The 13,137-nt window shown below is 73.5% G+C and carries 12 protein-coding genes; 6 read left to right on the top strand and 6 right to left on the bottom strand.

Annotated elements, in window-relative coordinates:
• The first annotated feature begins 44 nt into the window (after positions 1-44).
• From OG403_RS13770 to OG403_RS13760, 3 genes are read left to right on the top strand one after another with little or no spacing between them, the layout of a single operon-like run.
• Entirely contained in the window at positions 45-1,172 is a 1,128-nt protein-coding gene (locus OG403_RS13770) for a hypothetical protein (protein WP_329564456.1), read from the top strand.
• Between the two features lie 52 nt (positions 1,173-1,224).
• On the top strand, positions 1,225-2,523 hold the full coding sequence (locus OG403_RS13765) for a DUF445 domain-containing protein (RefSeq protein WP_329564454.1): 1,299 nt from the start codon (positions 1,225-1,227) through the stop codon (positions 2,521-2,523).
• Between the two features lie 48 nt (positions 2,524-2,571).
• Positions 2,572-3,612: an adenosine deaminase gene (locus tag OG403_RS13760; protein WP_329564452.1), complete on the top strand. Its 1,041-nt coding sequence runs from the start codon at positions 2,572-2,574 to the stop codon at positions 3,610-3,612.
• Here OG403_RS13760 and OG403_RS13755 read toward each other — a convergent pair.
• The 3 genes from OG403_RS13755 to OG403_RS13745 form a co-directional block, all read right to left on the bottom strand.
• Entirely contained in the window at positions 3,609-4,541 is a 933-nt protein-coding gene (locus OG403_RS13755; protein ID WP_329564450.1) for a YidC/Oxa1 family membrane protein insertase, read from the bottom strand. The two genes, OG403_RS13760 and OG403_RS13755, sit on opposite strands and share 4 nt — an antisense overlap.
• A gap of 88 nt (positions 4,542-4,629) precedes the next feature.
• Positions 4,630-4,932, bottom strand: coding sequence for a DUF6412 domain-containing protein (locus OG403_RS13750; protein WP_329564448.1), 303 nt, complete (start codon positions 4,930-4,932; stop codon positions 4,630-4,632).
• 76 nt (positions 4,933-5,008) lie between these two features.
• Positions 5,009-6,079 carry a Gfo/Idh/MocA family protein gene (locus OG403_RS13745; protein ID WP_329564446.1) on the bottom strand — a complete coding sequence of 357 codons (1,071 nt, stop codon included), beginning with the start codon at positions 6,077-6,079 and terminating at the stop codon, positions 5,009-5,011.
• Between the two features lie 495 nt (positions 6,080-6,574).
• Here OG403_RS13745 and OG403_RS13740 point away from each other — a divergent pair, with 495 nt between their 5' ends.
• Together OG403_RS13740 and OG403_RS13735 are read left to right on the top strand one after the other, a co-directional pair.
• Positions 6,575-7,354 (top strand): HAD-IIA family hydrolase, encoded by a 780-nt coding sequence (locus tag OG403_RS13740; protein ID WP_329564444.1) that lies wholly within the window; start codon positions 6,575-6,577, stop codon positions 7,352-7,354.
• Positions 7,355-7,541: 187 nt separating this feature from the next.
• Positions 7,542-8,225: a uracil-DNA glycosylase gene (locus tag OG403_RS13735; RefSeq protein WP_329572290.1), complete on the top strand. Its 684-nt coding sequence runs from the start codon at positions 7,542-7,544 to the stop codon at positions 8,223-8,225.
• Positions 8,226-8,285: 60 nt separating this feature from the next.
• On the opposite strand, the gene OG403_RS13730 is transcribed toward OG403_RS13735, so the two are convergent.
• The 3 genes from OG403_RS13730 to OG403_RS13720 all read right to left on the bottom strand — a co-directional run bounded on the left by OG403_RS13730 (position 8,286) and on the right by OG403_RS13720 (position 11,885).
• Positions 8,286-9,557 carry a hypothetical protein gene (locus OG403_RS13730; RefSeq protein WP_329564442.1) on the bottom strand — a complete coding sequence of 424 codons (1,272 nt, stop codon included), beginning with the start codon at positions 9,555-9,557 and terminating at the stop codon, positions 8,286-8,288.
• A 269-nt stretch (positions 9,558-9,826) separates the two neighbouring features.
• Positions 9,827-10,438 (bottom strand): DedA family protein, encoded by a 612-nt coding sequence (locus OG403_RS13725; RefSeq protein ID WP_329564440.1) that lies wholly within the window; start codon positions 10,436-10,438, stop codon positions 9,827-9,829.
• Positions 10,439-10,604: 166 nt separating this feature from the next.
• Positions 10,605-11,885, bottom strand: a complete 1,281-nt coding sequence (locus tag OG403_RS13720) for a multidrug effflux MFS transporter (protein WP_329564438.1) — start codon at positions 11,883-11,885, stop codon at positions 10,605-10,607.
• Between the two features lie 118 nt (positions 11,886-12,003).
• Between OG403_RS13720 and OG403_RS13715 the strand changes: the two genes are divergently transcribed.
• On the top strand, positions 12,004-13,107 hold the full coding sequence (locus OG403_RS13715; RefSeq protein WP_329564436.1) for an LLM class flavin-dependent oxidoreductase: 1,104 nt from the start codon (positions 12,004-12,006) through the stop codon (positions 13,105-13,107).
• Positions 13,108-13,137: the final 30 nt, after the last annotated feature.

The raw sequence follows: 13,137 nt of genomic DNA, 5'->3' as shown, positions 1-13,137 counted from the left end.
CGGGTGGGCGGCCCAGCCGGGTGGATCGGCGACGAGGTGATGGTGTGACGGGCAGTGGGCGGGCGGGCGAGCCCGAGGTGACCGTGGTGCTGGTCGGCCCCTCGCCCCCGCCTGGTCCGGTGTCGGCCGTGGACTCGCTGCTGGCCCAGTCGATCTGGCGCCGTCGGCCCGGGGCGCTGCAACTGCTGACCGCCGGGTGCGGTGCGCTGCCGCCGGACGGGGGCGCCGAGCCGCTCGGCGATTCGCGGCGGGCGCGCGGGCGCTACCTGTTCTTCCTGGGCGCCGGCGAGCGGCTGGCCGAGCAGGCGCTGGAGCGGCTGGTCGCGCTGGCCGACCGGGCCGGGGCGGACGTGGTGCTCGGGCGGTCGGCGGGCGGCGAGCAGCCGCCGTTCGTAGCCGACCTCTTCGCCCGGACCGTGGAGCTGGTCGGCTTCGCCGATGGTGCGCTCGCCCACGCGCTGCCGCAGGCCCGGTTGTTCCGGCGTGCGGCGCTGGAGTCCGCCGGGCTGCCGGTGGCCGGCCTCGACCCGCCGTTCGGACTGCCGTTCGCCTTGGAGGCCTGCCTGCGCTCGCGCCGGGTCGCGGTGCTGGGCGGCCTGGACTGCCTGTTCGCCGCGGTGCCCGAGGCGCCGGACCGCGCGCGCCACGAGGAACGGCTGCGCGCGCTGGCCGCGGCCCTCGCGGTGGCGGAGCGGCTGGCCGAGCCGGGCGCGGAGGCGGCGGCGCTGCGCGACTGGGCGTTCGGCTGGGAGCTGCCGCGGCTGCTGCGCCCGGACTTCCTGACGCTGGAGGTGGCCGCCCAGCGCCGGGTCTGCGCGGGGGTCGGGCGACTGGTCGAGCGGTACTGCCCGTCGGCCGAGTACCAGGCACTGGCGCCGCGCGACCGGCTTCGCCTGGACCTGGCCCGGCGCGGGCGGCCGGCGGCGCTGCGGCGGCTGATCCGCTATCAGACGGCCTACCAGGAGCCGGCCGGCCACCGGGTCGCGGGGGTGCAGCGGCCGGTGGTGGTGCCGGCCCAGCTGGAGCCGTCGCTGGTGCTGCAGCTCTGGCGTGGCCTGGTGCCGGCTCAGCTGCGCCGCCGGCTGCGGCGCCGGCCCGCCTGGCGCGGTCTGGTGAACCGGGCCTACGCGCGCTGGGGGCGGGGTCTGGAACCGGGGGCGAGTCAGGGGTAGCTCAGGGGCGCGACAGCGGTGTATCCGCTCGGTGATCGGTGACACTGGTCGGGTGGAGAGCGAGAGTACGGCCCAGACGGGCGCGACCGGCGTCCGGTTCACCGCCGCCGATGAGGAGAAGCGCCGCGGCGTGCGCCGGATGAAGACCATCGCGACCGGCCTGCTGGCCCTCGCCACGCTGGTCTACGCCCTCGCCACCTGGGCCGGTTCGGCGGGCTGGGGCAGTTGGACCGGCTACGTCTCGGCCGCCGCCGAGGCCGGCATGGTCGGCGCGCTGGCCGACTGGTTCGCGGTCACCGCGCTGTTCCGCCGCCCGTTCGGCCTGCCGATCCCGCACACGGCGATCATCCCGACCAAGAAGGACGCCTTCGGCCGGTCGCTCGGCCAGTTCGTCGGCGAGAACTTCCTGTCCGCGCAGGTGGTGCGCACCCGGCTGGCCGCGCTCGGCATCGCCCGCCGGCTCGGCGAGTGGCTCGCGGTGCCGGCCAACGCCGACCGGGTCACCAGCGAGGCGGCGGCCGCGCTGCGCGGGGTGCTCGCGGTGCTGCGGGACGAGGACGTCCAGGCCGTGGTCGGCGAGGCGGTCACCCGGCGGGCGGCGGCCACCCAGGTCGCCGAGCCGATCGGGCGGCTGCTCGGCAAGGTGGTGGCGGACGGCGGCCACCACGGCGTGGTCGACCTGGTCACGGTGCGGGCGCACGACTGGCTGACCCAGCACCACGCGGACGTGGTGACCAAGGTCGCCATAAAGTCGCCCGGCTGGACTCCGAAGTTCATCGACCATCAGGTCGGCGAGCGGGTCTACAAGGAGCTGCTGCGTTTCGTCACCGCGATCCGGGACGATCCGCACCACCCGGCCCGGGGCGGGATCGACACCTTCCTGGCCGACTTCGCCGTCGAGCTGCAGACCGACCCGGCGACCAAGGCCCGGGTCGAGCGGGCCAAGACCGAGTTGCTGGCCCGGGACGAGGTGCAGGAGCTGATCGCCTCCTCGTGGAGTGCGATGCGGGCCCTGGTGGTGTCCGCCGCCGAGGACGAGCAGAGCGAGCTGCGCCGCCGGATCCAGGTGGGCGTGCGGTCCTTCGGGCAGAAGCTGGCCACCGACGAGCGGCTGCAGCGCAAGACGGACGGCTGGCTGCAGGACGCCGCGCAGTACGTGGTGGAGACCTACCGGGCCGAGATCACCTCGCTGATCTCCGACACCGTGGCGGGCTGGGACGCCGACGACGCCTCCCGCAAGATCGAGGCCAACGTCGGGCGCGACCTGCAGTTCATCCGGATCAACGGCACCGTGGTCGGTGCGCTGGCCGGCCTGCTGATCCACACGGTGGCCACCGCGTTCGGCGGTTGACCCGTGCGATGATGCTGGGTCTGTTCGAGGACGACGGAGGAGTAGAGCATGTCCCGCGGGATCGAGGCGTTCATCACCGGTCTGCCCAAGGCCGAACTGCACGTGCACCATGTCGGCTCGGCCTCGCCGCGCGTGGTGGCCGAGCTGGCCGCCCGCTACCAGGGGAAGACCGAGGTGCCGGCCGACCCGGCGGAGCTGGCGAAGTACTTCACCTTCACCGATTTCGCGCACTTCATCCAGGTCTACCTCTCGGTGGTCGACCTGGTCCGGGACGCCGAGGACGTCCGCTCGCTGACCTACGGCGTGGCCCAGGACATGGCCCGCCAGCAGATCCGCTACGCCGAGCTGACCGTCACGCCGTACAGCTCGGTGCGCCGGGGGATCCCGGACGTGGCGTTCATGGAGGCGATCGAGGACGCCCGCAAGAGCGCCGAGCGGGACTTCGGGATCGTGCTGCGCTGGTGCTTCGACATCCCCGGCGAGGCGGGGCTGGAGTCGGCCGAGGAGACCGCCCGGCTGGCGCTGGAGGTGGGTGCCGAGGGGCTGGTCAGCTTCGGTCTGGGGGGCCCGGAGATCGGGGTGCCGCGTCCGCAGTTCAAGCCGTACTTCGACCGGGCCCGGGCGGCCGGCCTGCGCAGCGTGCCGCACGCCGGTGAGTCGACCGGGCCCGAGACGGTCTGGGACGCGATCCGCGAGCTGGGCGCCGAGCGGATCGGGCACGGCACCCAGTCCTGGCGGGACCCGGCGCTCCTCGACTACCTGGGCGAGCACCGGATCCCGCTGGAGGTCTGCCCGACCTCCAACCTGGCGACCCGGGTGGTGGAGCGGATCGAGGAGCACCCGATCAAGCGCTTCGTGGACGCCGGGCTGCTGGTGACGGTGAACAGCGACGACCCGCCGATGTTCGGGACCGACCTGAACAGCGAGTACCGGGTGGCGGCCGAGCTGCTGGAGCTGGACGAGGCGGGCGTGGCCGCGCTGGCCAAGAACGCGGTGGAGGCCTCGTTCCTGGACCAGGCGGGCAAGGCGCGGATCGCCGGCGAGATCGACGACCACCTCGCGGGGTGGCAGCGGGCCGAGCGGCCCTAGCGGGCCGCTCGGGTGCGCCGCGCGCGACCGGTCGGCCTGCCGCCGCCGCTGCGGCGCTGCTGCGCCGGGACGGTCGGGCGCGGCTTGCGGTCGGGTGCGGCGGAGCGGGACGCGGGGGTGGCGTCGGCCTTGGCCAGAGCCTTGGCCGGCGCCTTGGCGGGGACCTTGGCCGGGACCCTGGCCGGGGTCTTGACGGGGGTCTTGGCAGGGGTGGCGTCGGCCTTGGCCAGAGCCGGGGCCGCGTCCGGGCGCGGGGTGCGGTGCAGCCAGGCCCGCTCGGCGGTGGTCCAGCTGGTGGTGGTGAGCAGGTAGAGCGCGGCGGCCAGCGGGAGGAGCGTCGCGAAGATCACCGTGCTGAACGAGAGGAAGGGCGCGATCGACGCGCCGGGCGTCTGCTGCGGGGCCGCCTTGGCGGCAGCGCGGGTCCGGCGGAAGTTGACGCACCCGACGGCGGCCAGGGCCAGGTAGAGCACGGCGAAGATGACCAGCTGCCCGGTCCCGTGGGCGGTGCCCAGGCGGGTGCCGAGCGGGACGCCGAACAGGGTGTGCCCGAGCAGGTCGTTGTGCACCCCGTCCACGGTGGGCAGCTCGAAGAGGCGGTACATCACCGAGAAGAACGGGATCTGCACCAGCATCGGCAGGCACCCGGCGAACGGCGAGGCCTGCTCCTTCTTGTAGAGCTCGGCCATCGCCGCCTGCAGCTGCTCGGGGCGGCCCTTGTGCTTCTTGTTCAGCTCGGCCACCTGTGGGGCCAGCCGGTTGCGGGACTTCTCGCCGCGCGCGGCGGCGCGGGCCAGCGGGTGCAGCGCCAGGCGCACGCAGAGGGTGAACAGGACGATCGCGGCCGCGGCCGGTATGTAGTGGGCGAGCGTGCTGACCACGCTGTACGCGAGGCCGATGGCGGGGTCGATGATCGAGAGAAACGACATGCGAGAGTGGCCCTCCGGCGTCTGACGGACTGTGAGACGGCGGACGGCCGCGCAGCGGGCGCGGTGGGACGCGGGACGTACGGGTGGGCTACGCGGCCGTCAGGGCCACGCCCGGTGCCCTGGGCCGGCGGCGGCCCCGGGCGTCCGGATCGCGTTGCGGGAGGAAGGCGGTGCGCAGGGCGCGCCGTCGCAGGGTGCCGTCCCGCACGGCGTGCGGGGCGCGGGCGCCGAGCAGCCGGGTCAGCACGAAGGTGGAGCTGCTGACCAGCCCGGCCAGCAGCATCAGGGTCGCGGCCGCGGCCAGCGCGGTCAGCCCGGCGGCACCGCCGGGCAGCAGGCCGCCGGCCAGCATCTTCAGCACGCCGAGCAGCAGGGCGAGTGGTTGCAGCACCTGGCCTCCTCGGTGGCTCGTGAGTTCGTGCCTCAGGCCGATGGTACGGCAACCGCCACCGGTGGCGGCGGGAGTGTCACGGCAGCAGGACCGTGCTCCCGGTCGCCGCGCTGCGCCGGGCCGCCTCCAGCACGGTGAGGGTGGCGACCGCGTCCATCGGGTCGACCGGCGGCGGGGTGCCGGTGGCCAGCGCGTGGGCCAGGCCCGCGTAGAAGGCGGGGTAGTCGCCGGGGTCGGTGGCGACCGGGGCCGCCTGCTCGTCGGTGCCGAGCGTTCCGTGCAGCGTGGTGTCCTCGGTGCCCCACGGCCGGCCGTCCCCGGGGCGCCGGCCGGCCCGCAGGTCCGCCTCCTGCGGGTCCATGCCGAACTTGACGTAGCCCGCCCGGTCGCCGAGCACCCGCAGCCGGGGGCCGCCCAGCGGGGCGATCGCGCTGGTCCACAGGTGCGAGCGGACGCCGCCGGCGTGGGTGAGCGCGAGGAAGGCGTCGTCGTCCACCGCCGCGCCGTCGCGCCGGGTGTCGATCTCCGCGTACACCCTGCTGACCGGGCCGAACAGGGTGAGTGCCTGGTCCACCAGGTGGCTGCCCAGGTCGTAGAGGGTGCCGCCGGCCTCGGCGGGGTCGGCCAGTTCGCGCCAGCCGGCCTTGGGCTTGGGGCGGAACCGTTCGAAACGCGACTCGAAGCGGTGCACCTGGCCCAGTGCGCCGCTCTCGATCAGGCGGCGGGCGGTGCGGAAGTCGTTGTCCCAGCGCCGGTTCTGAAAGACGGTCAGCAGTGCGCCGCGGGACTGGGCCAGGCCGCACAGGGCCAGCGCCTGCTCGGCGGTGGCAGCCAGCGGCTTGTCCACCACGGTGGCCAGGCCGGCCTGCAGCGCGGCCCGGGCCAGCGGCACGTGGGTGCGGTTCGGGGTGGCGATCACCACCACGTCGAACTCCGGGGCCTCGGCGAAGAGTTGCTCGGGGGTGTCCAGCGCGCGGGCGCCCGGGTGCTCCTTGGCCAACTGGGCGCGGCGGTCCGGGTTCGCGGTGACCACGGCGTCCAGGCGCAGTCCCGGGGTGGTGGCGATCAGCGGGGCGTGGAAGGCCGAGCCGGCCAGGCCGTAGCCGATCAGGGCGACGCGGTACGGGGCGGGGGATTCGGTGCTCATGCCCCTCACCTCATCACGGCGCGGTCCGGTCCGGGGAGCGGGACGCGCTGCCACCCGAACGGGCGGCCCGCACAGCGGAAACGGCATCCGCGCCCCGGTCCGCGATCCGGACAACAGGCGGTGCGAAGTCCGGATCTGGGCCGCGCGAGTGACGGCGGCCCGGGCACGTCCGTGACCGAGACGTCGATGGGGCGCATTCGCCCTGGCCCTGCTTCTCGCCGGAGGACTCGCAGCGCCACCCAGGCGTCCTGACCCCGGGTCATCCCCGGAGTCGGTCAGCGGCTTCAACGGCCTTGGGCGGCACGAGCATGCCCAAGGCCGTGCGGCGCGGCCCCAGCCTGTCCTGGAACGCCACCGGCCCCGCACGGTGGCGCCACAGGCGACTACGCTGGGCCGCGTTGGGGCAGCCAGTGGCGCCCGGCCGGCCAAGGGTGTCCGGTCCGGAGCGATGTGCGAGATCGTTCAGAACCGTTGCAAGACCAAGGAGACACCTACGTGGCAGAGCGCAAGCCCATCGAGTCCTGGTTGACCGACATGGACGGGGTCCTCATCCACGAGGGCACCCCGATCCCCGGCGCCGACGAGTTCATCCGCCGGCTCAAGGAGTCCGGCAAGCCGTTCCTGGTCCTGACCAACAACTCGATCTACACCCCGCGCGACCTGGCCGCCCGGCTGGCCGGTATGGGCCTGCACGTGCCCGAGGAGTGCATCTGGACCTCGGCGCTGGCCACCGCGAAGTTCCTGGCCGGCCAGCGTCCGAACGGCACCGCCTACGTGATCGGTGAGGCGGGTCTGACCACCGCGCTCTACCAGGCGGGCTATGTGCTCACCGACAACAACCCCGACTACGTGGTGCTCGGCGAGACCCGCACCTACAGCTTCGAGGCGCTGACCAAGGCGATCCGGCTGATCAACGCCGGGGCCCGGTTCATCTGCACCAACCCCGACGAGACCGGCCCGTCCACCGAGGGCGTGCTGCCGGCCACCGGCTCGGTCGCGGCGCTGATCACCAAGGCCACCGGCGTCGACCCGTACTTCGTCGGCAAGCCCAACCCGCTGATGATGCGCGAGGCGCTGAACACCGCCGGGGCCCACTCGGAGACCGCCGTGATGATCGGCGACCGGATGGACACCGACATCGTGGCGGGCATGGAGGCGGGCATGGAGACCGTGCTGGTGCTCACCGGGCTCACCTCGGCGGAGGACATCGAGCGGTTCCCGTACCGGCCGACCCGGGTGGTCAAGTCGATCGCGGATCTGATCGAGTTGGTCTGACGCGCGGCGGGAGCGGGCATGGCGGCAGCGGGCCGCTGCGGGCGGGCGTTGTCGGCGCGGCTGTGTAGCGTGCGGGGTGAACGATGACGGGCGGGCCGCTGGGGCCCGGTTGGGGAAGGTTGACGTGGTGACCGAGGTCGCTGAGGTGGACGGCGTGCTGGACGACGAGCGCGGCGGAGCGTTCGAACTGCCGGAGTTCGAAGTTCCTGAGCCCTGGCGGGAGGTGCTGGCCGCCGAGGTCCAGAAGCCGTACTTCGCGCAGCTGGCCGAGTTCGTCGCCGCCCAGCGGGCCGAGCACGAGGTGTTCCCGCCGCGCGGGCAGGTCTTCTCGGCGCTGGCCGCCACCGCCTACCAGGACGTGCGGGTGCTGGTGCTCGGCCAGGACCCGTACCACGACAACGGCCAGGCGCACGGCATGAGTTTCTCGGTGCTGCCGGGCACCAGGACCCCGCCCTCGCTGCGCAACATCTTCAAGGAGCTGCACAGCGACCTGGGCCTGCCGGTGCCGGACAACGGCTACCTGATGCCGTGGGCCGAGCAGGGCGTGCTGCTGCTCAACGCGGTGCTCACGGTGCGCGCGCACGAGGCCAACTCGCACAAGGGCAAGGGCTGGGAGAAGTTCACCGACGCGGTGATCAAGGCGGTCAGCGACCGGGCCGAGCCGTGCGTCTTCGTGCTGTGGGGCAACTACGCGAAGAAGAAGCTGCCGCTGATCGACACCACCAAGCACGTCGTGGTGCAGGGCGCCCACCCCTCGCCGCTGTCGGCCAAGCTCTTCCTCGGCAGCAAGCCGTTCTCGCAGATCGACGAGGCGCTCGCGGGCTTCGGCGGCGAGCCGGTCGACTGGCGGATCCCGGACCTCGGCGCCTGATCACCCGACCGGGCGGAGCCGATCCCGGCCCCGCCCGGTCGCGTTCCGGTGCCCGGCCGCTCAGCCGGCGGTGCCCAGGAAGCTCTCCCAGCCCGCGGCCGGCGCCTGACCGACGTTCAGCGTGCGCAGCTTGCGCAGGGTCGACTCGTCCTGCGCCTCCAGCCAGTCCACCAGCTGGCGGAAGGAGACCAGGCGCACCTCGGGCTGCCCGGCGATCTGCTTCAGCGCGGCCTCCACGGCGTCCATGTAGATGCCGCCGTTCCACTGCTCGAAGTGGTTGCCGACGAAGAACGGCGCCCGGTTGCCGTTGTAGGCGCGGTTGAAGCCCGCCATGTAGGAGGCGGTGGCCGCGGTGCGCCACTCGTCGTGCTTGCTCGGGTCGCCCTTGGGGTCGCCGTTCGACTGGTTGGCCATGATGTTGTAGTCCATCGAGAGGACCTCGAAGCTGTGCCCCGGGTACGGGATGGACTGCAGCGGGAAGTTCCAGAGCTGCCCGTTCTGCACCTTCACCGGCCAGGTCTGCTTCTCGCCCGGCGAGCTGGCGTCGTACTTCCAGCCGAGCTTGGCGGCGGTCGGCAGCAGCCCCTTCTGCCCGTCCAGGCAGGGGGTGCGCCCGCCGATCAGCTCCTTGGTGTAGTCGAAGGGCAGCGGCGGCAGGTCGGTGAAGCCGGTGTTGGTCTTCCACTGGGTGACGAACGAGACCGCCTGCTGGATCTCGCTCTCCCAGTCGTCCGGCGACCAGCGGTTGACGCCGTTGTGGTCGGGGCGGGTGGAGCAGAAGTGGCCGTTGAAGTGGGTGCCGATCTCGTGCCCGTCCTGCCAGGCCTGGCTGATCATCTTGATGGTGTTGCGTATCGCGCCGTCCGACAGGTACGGGATGTCGGAGGCGCCGACCGAGTGCAGCGGCGGGTGGTACAGGCTGGTCTTGGTCTTGGGCAGCGTGTAGATGCCGGAGAGGAAGAAGGTGAAGGTCGCCTTGTTCTCCTGGGCGAGCTTCAGGAAGCGGGCGAACTGGCCGTCGTCGGTGGCGCCGGCGCCGTCCCAGGAGAAGACCACGAACTGCGGCGGACGCTGACCGGGCGCCAGCTTGTCGGGCTTGGGCTGGTTCGGCTGCGGACCGGTGTCGGCGGTCGAGCCGTCGCCGATCGGGGTGACCTTGCCGGACGGCGAGGCGCCGGCCGCCGGGCTGCCGCTGGGCGCGCCGGACGCCGCGTTGCCGGCGGTGACCGCGTCCGAGCGGGAGGAGGCTTCGCTGCCGCACGCGGTGAGGGCTCCCAGGGCGGCGGTGGCCGCCGATGCGCTCAGCATTTTCCTGCGCGAGATGCTGCTCATGGTCTCCCCAGCCGGGTCGGTTCCGGTCGCTCGACGGGTGGGCGGAAGCGACCAGGAAAAATACGGCAATTGATCAGTATTTTTAAATAAGGATGTCATGGAGGCCTGCTTGGATCCAAGCAGGACCGTTCTGCCACGACACACCTGGACAGGACGACAGTTGTTCGATCAGCGGCTGCGGGCAGGGGAGTTCTGTTGCAGTCCTGAGACAGTCGGCCCGGGAGCGGGGCGTTCGGCCGACGGCTCCGCGCGGATCGCGCGGGAGGAGGTCAGGCCGCGTCGGCGGCGGCCGCCGCGAGGCGGCGGTGCCGGTGGACCAGGCGGGCGACGGCCGCGCTGATCGCGGTGGCGGCGGCGCAGGAGACCAGCATGCTCAGCCAGGCGGTGTTGAACCAGTGGCTGTTCAGCCAGCCCAGGGTCACGATGTAGCCGGCCCAGATCAGCGCGGCCACCGCCGACCAGCGCAGGAAGCGGTGCGAGGGAGCCGGGGAGTGCCCTATCGCCAGGTCGAGCACGGTCCGTCCGCCCGGCACGAAGCGGGCCACGATCACCACGACGGCCGCGGTCCGACTGGTCCGCCCCTCCAGCGACTGCCCCATTCTGCGCACGCTGGCGGCCAGTTGGGGGCGCTTGGCGAGCCGTCGGCGCAGGAAGGGGGCGCCGCGCCGGGCCAGCGCCAGCAGCAGCACGTCACCCAGGAAGGAGGAGAGCGCGACGGCGGCGGCCAGGTAGAGCGGGGCGCCGGCTATCCGGTCGGTCTTCAGCACGGCCAGGATCACCAGGGTGCCGCTGGGCAGGAACGGCAGGAAGGCGTCGCCGAGGACGGCCAGCACGGCCAGTACGCAGAACCAGGACGACGTCGCGAGCGTCGCGCTTCCCATGATCCAACTCCCTCCGGACCGCCCGGAGGTGTACAGGTGGCTCAGGTGACCCACGGTATCGGTTCTTCATGAAGCTTTGTTAAGTGCCCCCCTGGATGGGGGGTGGACAGCGCTGGTGGGCGCTGCTACACGGTGCTGAGCTGGGAGAACGGGAAGAGGCGGACCGTCAGTCGAGCAGTGGGTCCGGCACCGCCTGCCAGGGGCGGGCCAGCAGCGTGAAGGAGGCGAGCGCCGCCAGCGCCATGCCGAGGATCACCACCGCCATCGGCAGCGCGCTGTCGTGCCCGCCGAGCCCCACCAGCGCGGGCGCGATCGCCCCGGTGAGGAACTGCACGGTGCCCAGCAGCGCGGAGGCGGTCCCGGCCGCGTGCGGGGCGCGCTGCAGGGCCAGCGCCGAACTCGGCGGCGACACCACGCCGAGCCCGGCCGCCATCACGAACAGCCCGGCGGTCAGCCCGGCCAGCCCGCCCCGGTGGCCGACCGTCATCAGCACCAGCGCCGCCCCGGACAGCACGAGCAGGCCGGCGCCGGTCAGCTGGATCCGGTGCGAGCGGTAGCGGCCCAGCAGCCGCCGTCCGGTCAGCTGGGACAGGCCCACCAACCCGGCCTCGACCAGCGCGAAGAGCAGGCTGTAGCGCTGCGCCGAGCCGTGGTAGACCTCCTGCACCACGTACGGCGACCCGGCGATGAAGGCGAAGAGCGCACCGAAGCCGAAGGCCACCGTCAGCAGGTAGGCGCTGAACAGCCGGTCGGCCAGCAGGCCGCGCATGGTCCGCGCGGTGTCCGCCAGCCCGCCGGTCCGCCGTCGCGCGGGCGGCAGCGTCTCGCGGACCAGCAGCGCCGAGGTGACCAGGATCACCGTGCCGAGCACCGCCAGCACCCCGAACACCCCGCGCCAGGAGGTGAACCGGAGCAACTGCCCGCCGAGGATCGGCGCCAGCAGCGGCGCCGCCCCCGAGACCAGCATCAGGGAGGAGGCGAAGCGGGCGGCCGCCAGCCCGTCGAAGAGGTCCCGCACCACGGCCCGCGAGATCACGATCCCGGCCGCGCCGGAGAGCCCCTGCAGCAGGCGGCAGGCGATCAGCACCCGGACGTCGCCGACCAGCGCGCAACTGGCGGTGGAGAGCACGTACAGGCCCAGCCCGATCAGCAGCGGGCGGCGCCGGCCGAGCGCGTCGCTGAGCGGCCCCGCCACCAGCTGGCCGAGCGCGAGGCCGACCAGACAGGACGTCAGGGTCAGCTGGACCAGCGCGTCCGAGGTGTGCAGGCCCGTGGTGATCCGGGGCAGCGAGGGGAGGTACATGTCCATCGAGAGCGGCGCGAGCGCGCTGAGCGAACCAAGCACCAGGGTCAGCAGCAGGCCGACCTTGCGGGCGGTGCCCGGGGGCGCGGCGGCCTGCGGGGATATGAGGTCCGGGGCGCCGGCCGGGGCGGGGGAGTGCGGCATCGTCCCACCGTAGGGCCTCGGCCCGGGAACAGGGTGCGCCCCGGTGCTGTTGACCGGTGCGGACAGGCGAGGCGAGTGACCGCTGCGACGGGCGGTGCGAGGCGGAAGGCGAGACGTGATGAGCGGCGAGGACCAGCGGCAGAGCGGGCGGGACGCCGAGCACGGCATCCGGCAGGACATCCGGGGGGTGGCGCGCGGCACCGCGCCCGCCCCGCTGTCGATCCTCGACCTGGCCACCGTGGGCACCGGCTACACCGCGGCCCAGGCACTGGCCGCCACCACCGAGCTGGCCCGCGGCGCCGAGCGCTGGGGCTACCACCGCTTCTGGGTGGCCGAGCACCACGGCATGCCGGGCGTGGCCAGCTCCACCCCCGCCGTGCTGATCGCCCACCTCGGCGCGCACACCAGCACGCTGCGGCTGGGCTCGGGCGGCGTGATGCTGCCCAACCACGCGCCGCTCGCCATCGCCGAGCAGTTCGGCCTGCTGGAGGCGCTGCACCCGGGCCGGATCGACCTGGGCCTGGGCCGGGCGCCCGGCACCGACCCCGCCACCGCCCGCGCGCTGCGCCGCGGTGAGGTCGAGGACCCGGACGACTTCCCGCGCCGGCTGGCCGAGCTGACCCACTTCCTGGACGGCGACTTCCCCGACGGCCACCCCTACGCCCGGCTGAGCGCCGTGCCCAGCGGACCGCGGCGCCCGCCGCTCTGGCTGCTGGGCTCCTCCGGCTTCAGCGCCCAGCTGGCCGGGCGGCTCGGCCTGCCGTTCGCCTTCGCGCACCACTTCAGCGGGGCCAACACCGTCCCGGCACTGGAGCTGTACCGGGAGACCTTCCGCCCCTCTGCCGTGCTGGCCGAGCCCTACGCCCTGATCGGCGTCAGCGCGGTGGCCGTCCCCGAGGGCGGGGTGCCCGCCGCGCGCCGGCTGGCCGCCTCGGCCGGACTCGGCATGCTGCGCCTGCGCCGTGGCATGCCCGGCCCGATCCCGACGCCGGAGGAGGCCGCGGCCTACCCCTACAGCCCCGCCGAGGCCGACTTCCTGGACGGCTGGCTCGGCAACGTGGTGCTGGGCGGGCCCGCCGAGGTCGCCGACGGCCTGGAGGAGCTGCGCAAGCGCACCGGCGCCGACGAGTTGATGGTCACCTCGCACGTGCACGGCCACGAGGCACGGCTGCTCTCCTACGAGCTGATCGCCCAGGCCTACGGGCTGACGGCGGATCGGTAGCCCGCACCGCCCCGGGGCGGCCGTCCTGCC

It is taken from the genome of Kitasatospora sp. NBC_01266, from assembly GCF_036242395.1.
GTDB lineage: Bacteria > Actinomycetota > Actinomycetes > Streptomycetales > Streptomycetaceae > Kitasatospora.
The sequence above is the reverse complement of the archived record's forward strand: the minus strand, read 5'-3'. Positions and strand labels throughout refer to the sequence as shown.

What these genes read in the sequence shown, in the direction of transcription:
- OG403_RS13760 (WP_329564452.1), top strand. Translation starts at nt 2,572, where the DNA reads ATGTCCCGCGGGATCGAGGCGTTCATCACCGGTCTGCCCAAGGCCGAA.
- OG403_RS13755 (WP_329564450.1), bottom strand. Translation starts at nt 4,541, where the DNA reads ATGTCGTTTCTCTCGATCATCGACCCCGCCATCGGCCTCGCGTACAGC.
- OG403_RS13745 (WP_329564446.1), bottom strand. Translation starts at nt 6,079, where the DNA reads ATGAGCACCGAATCCCCCGCCCCGTACCGCGTCGCCCTGATCGGCTAC.
- OG403_RS13730 (WP_329564442.1), bottom strand. Translation starts at nt 9,557, where the DNA reads ATGAGCAGCATCTCGCGCAGGAAAATGCTGAGCGCATCGGCGGCCACC.
- OG403_RS13725 (WP_329564440.1), bottom strand. Translation starts at nt 10,438, where the DNA reads ATGGGAAGCGCGACGCTCGCGACGTCGTCCTGGTTCTGCGTACTGGCC.
- OG403_RS13720 (WP_329564438.1), bottom strand. Translation starts at nt 11,885, where the DNA reads ATGCCGCACTCCCCCGCCCCGGCCGGCGCCCCGGACCTCATATCCCCG.
- OG403_RS13715 (WP_329564436.1), top strand. Translation starts at nt 12,004, where the DNA reads ATGAGCGGCGAGGACCAGCGGCAGAGCGGGCGGGACGCCGAGCACGGC.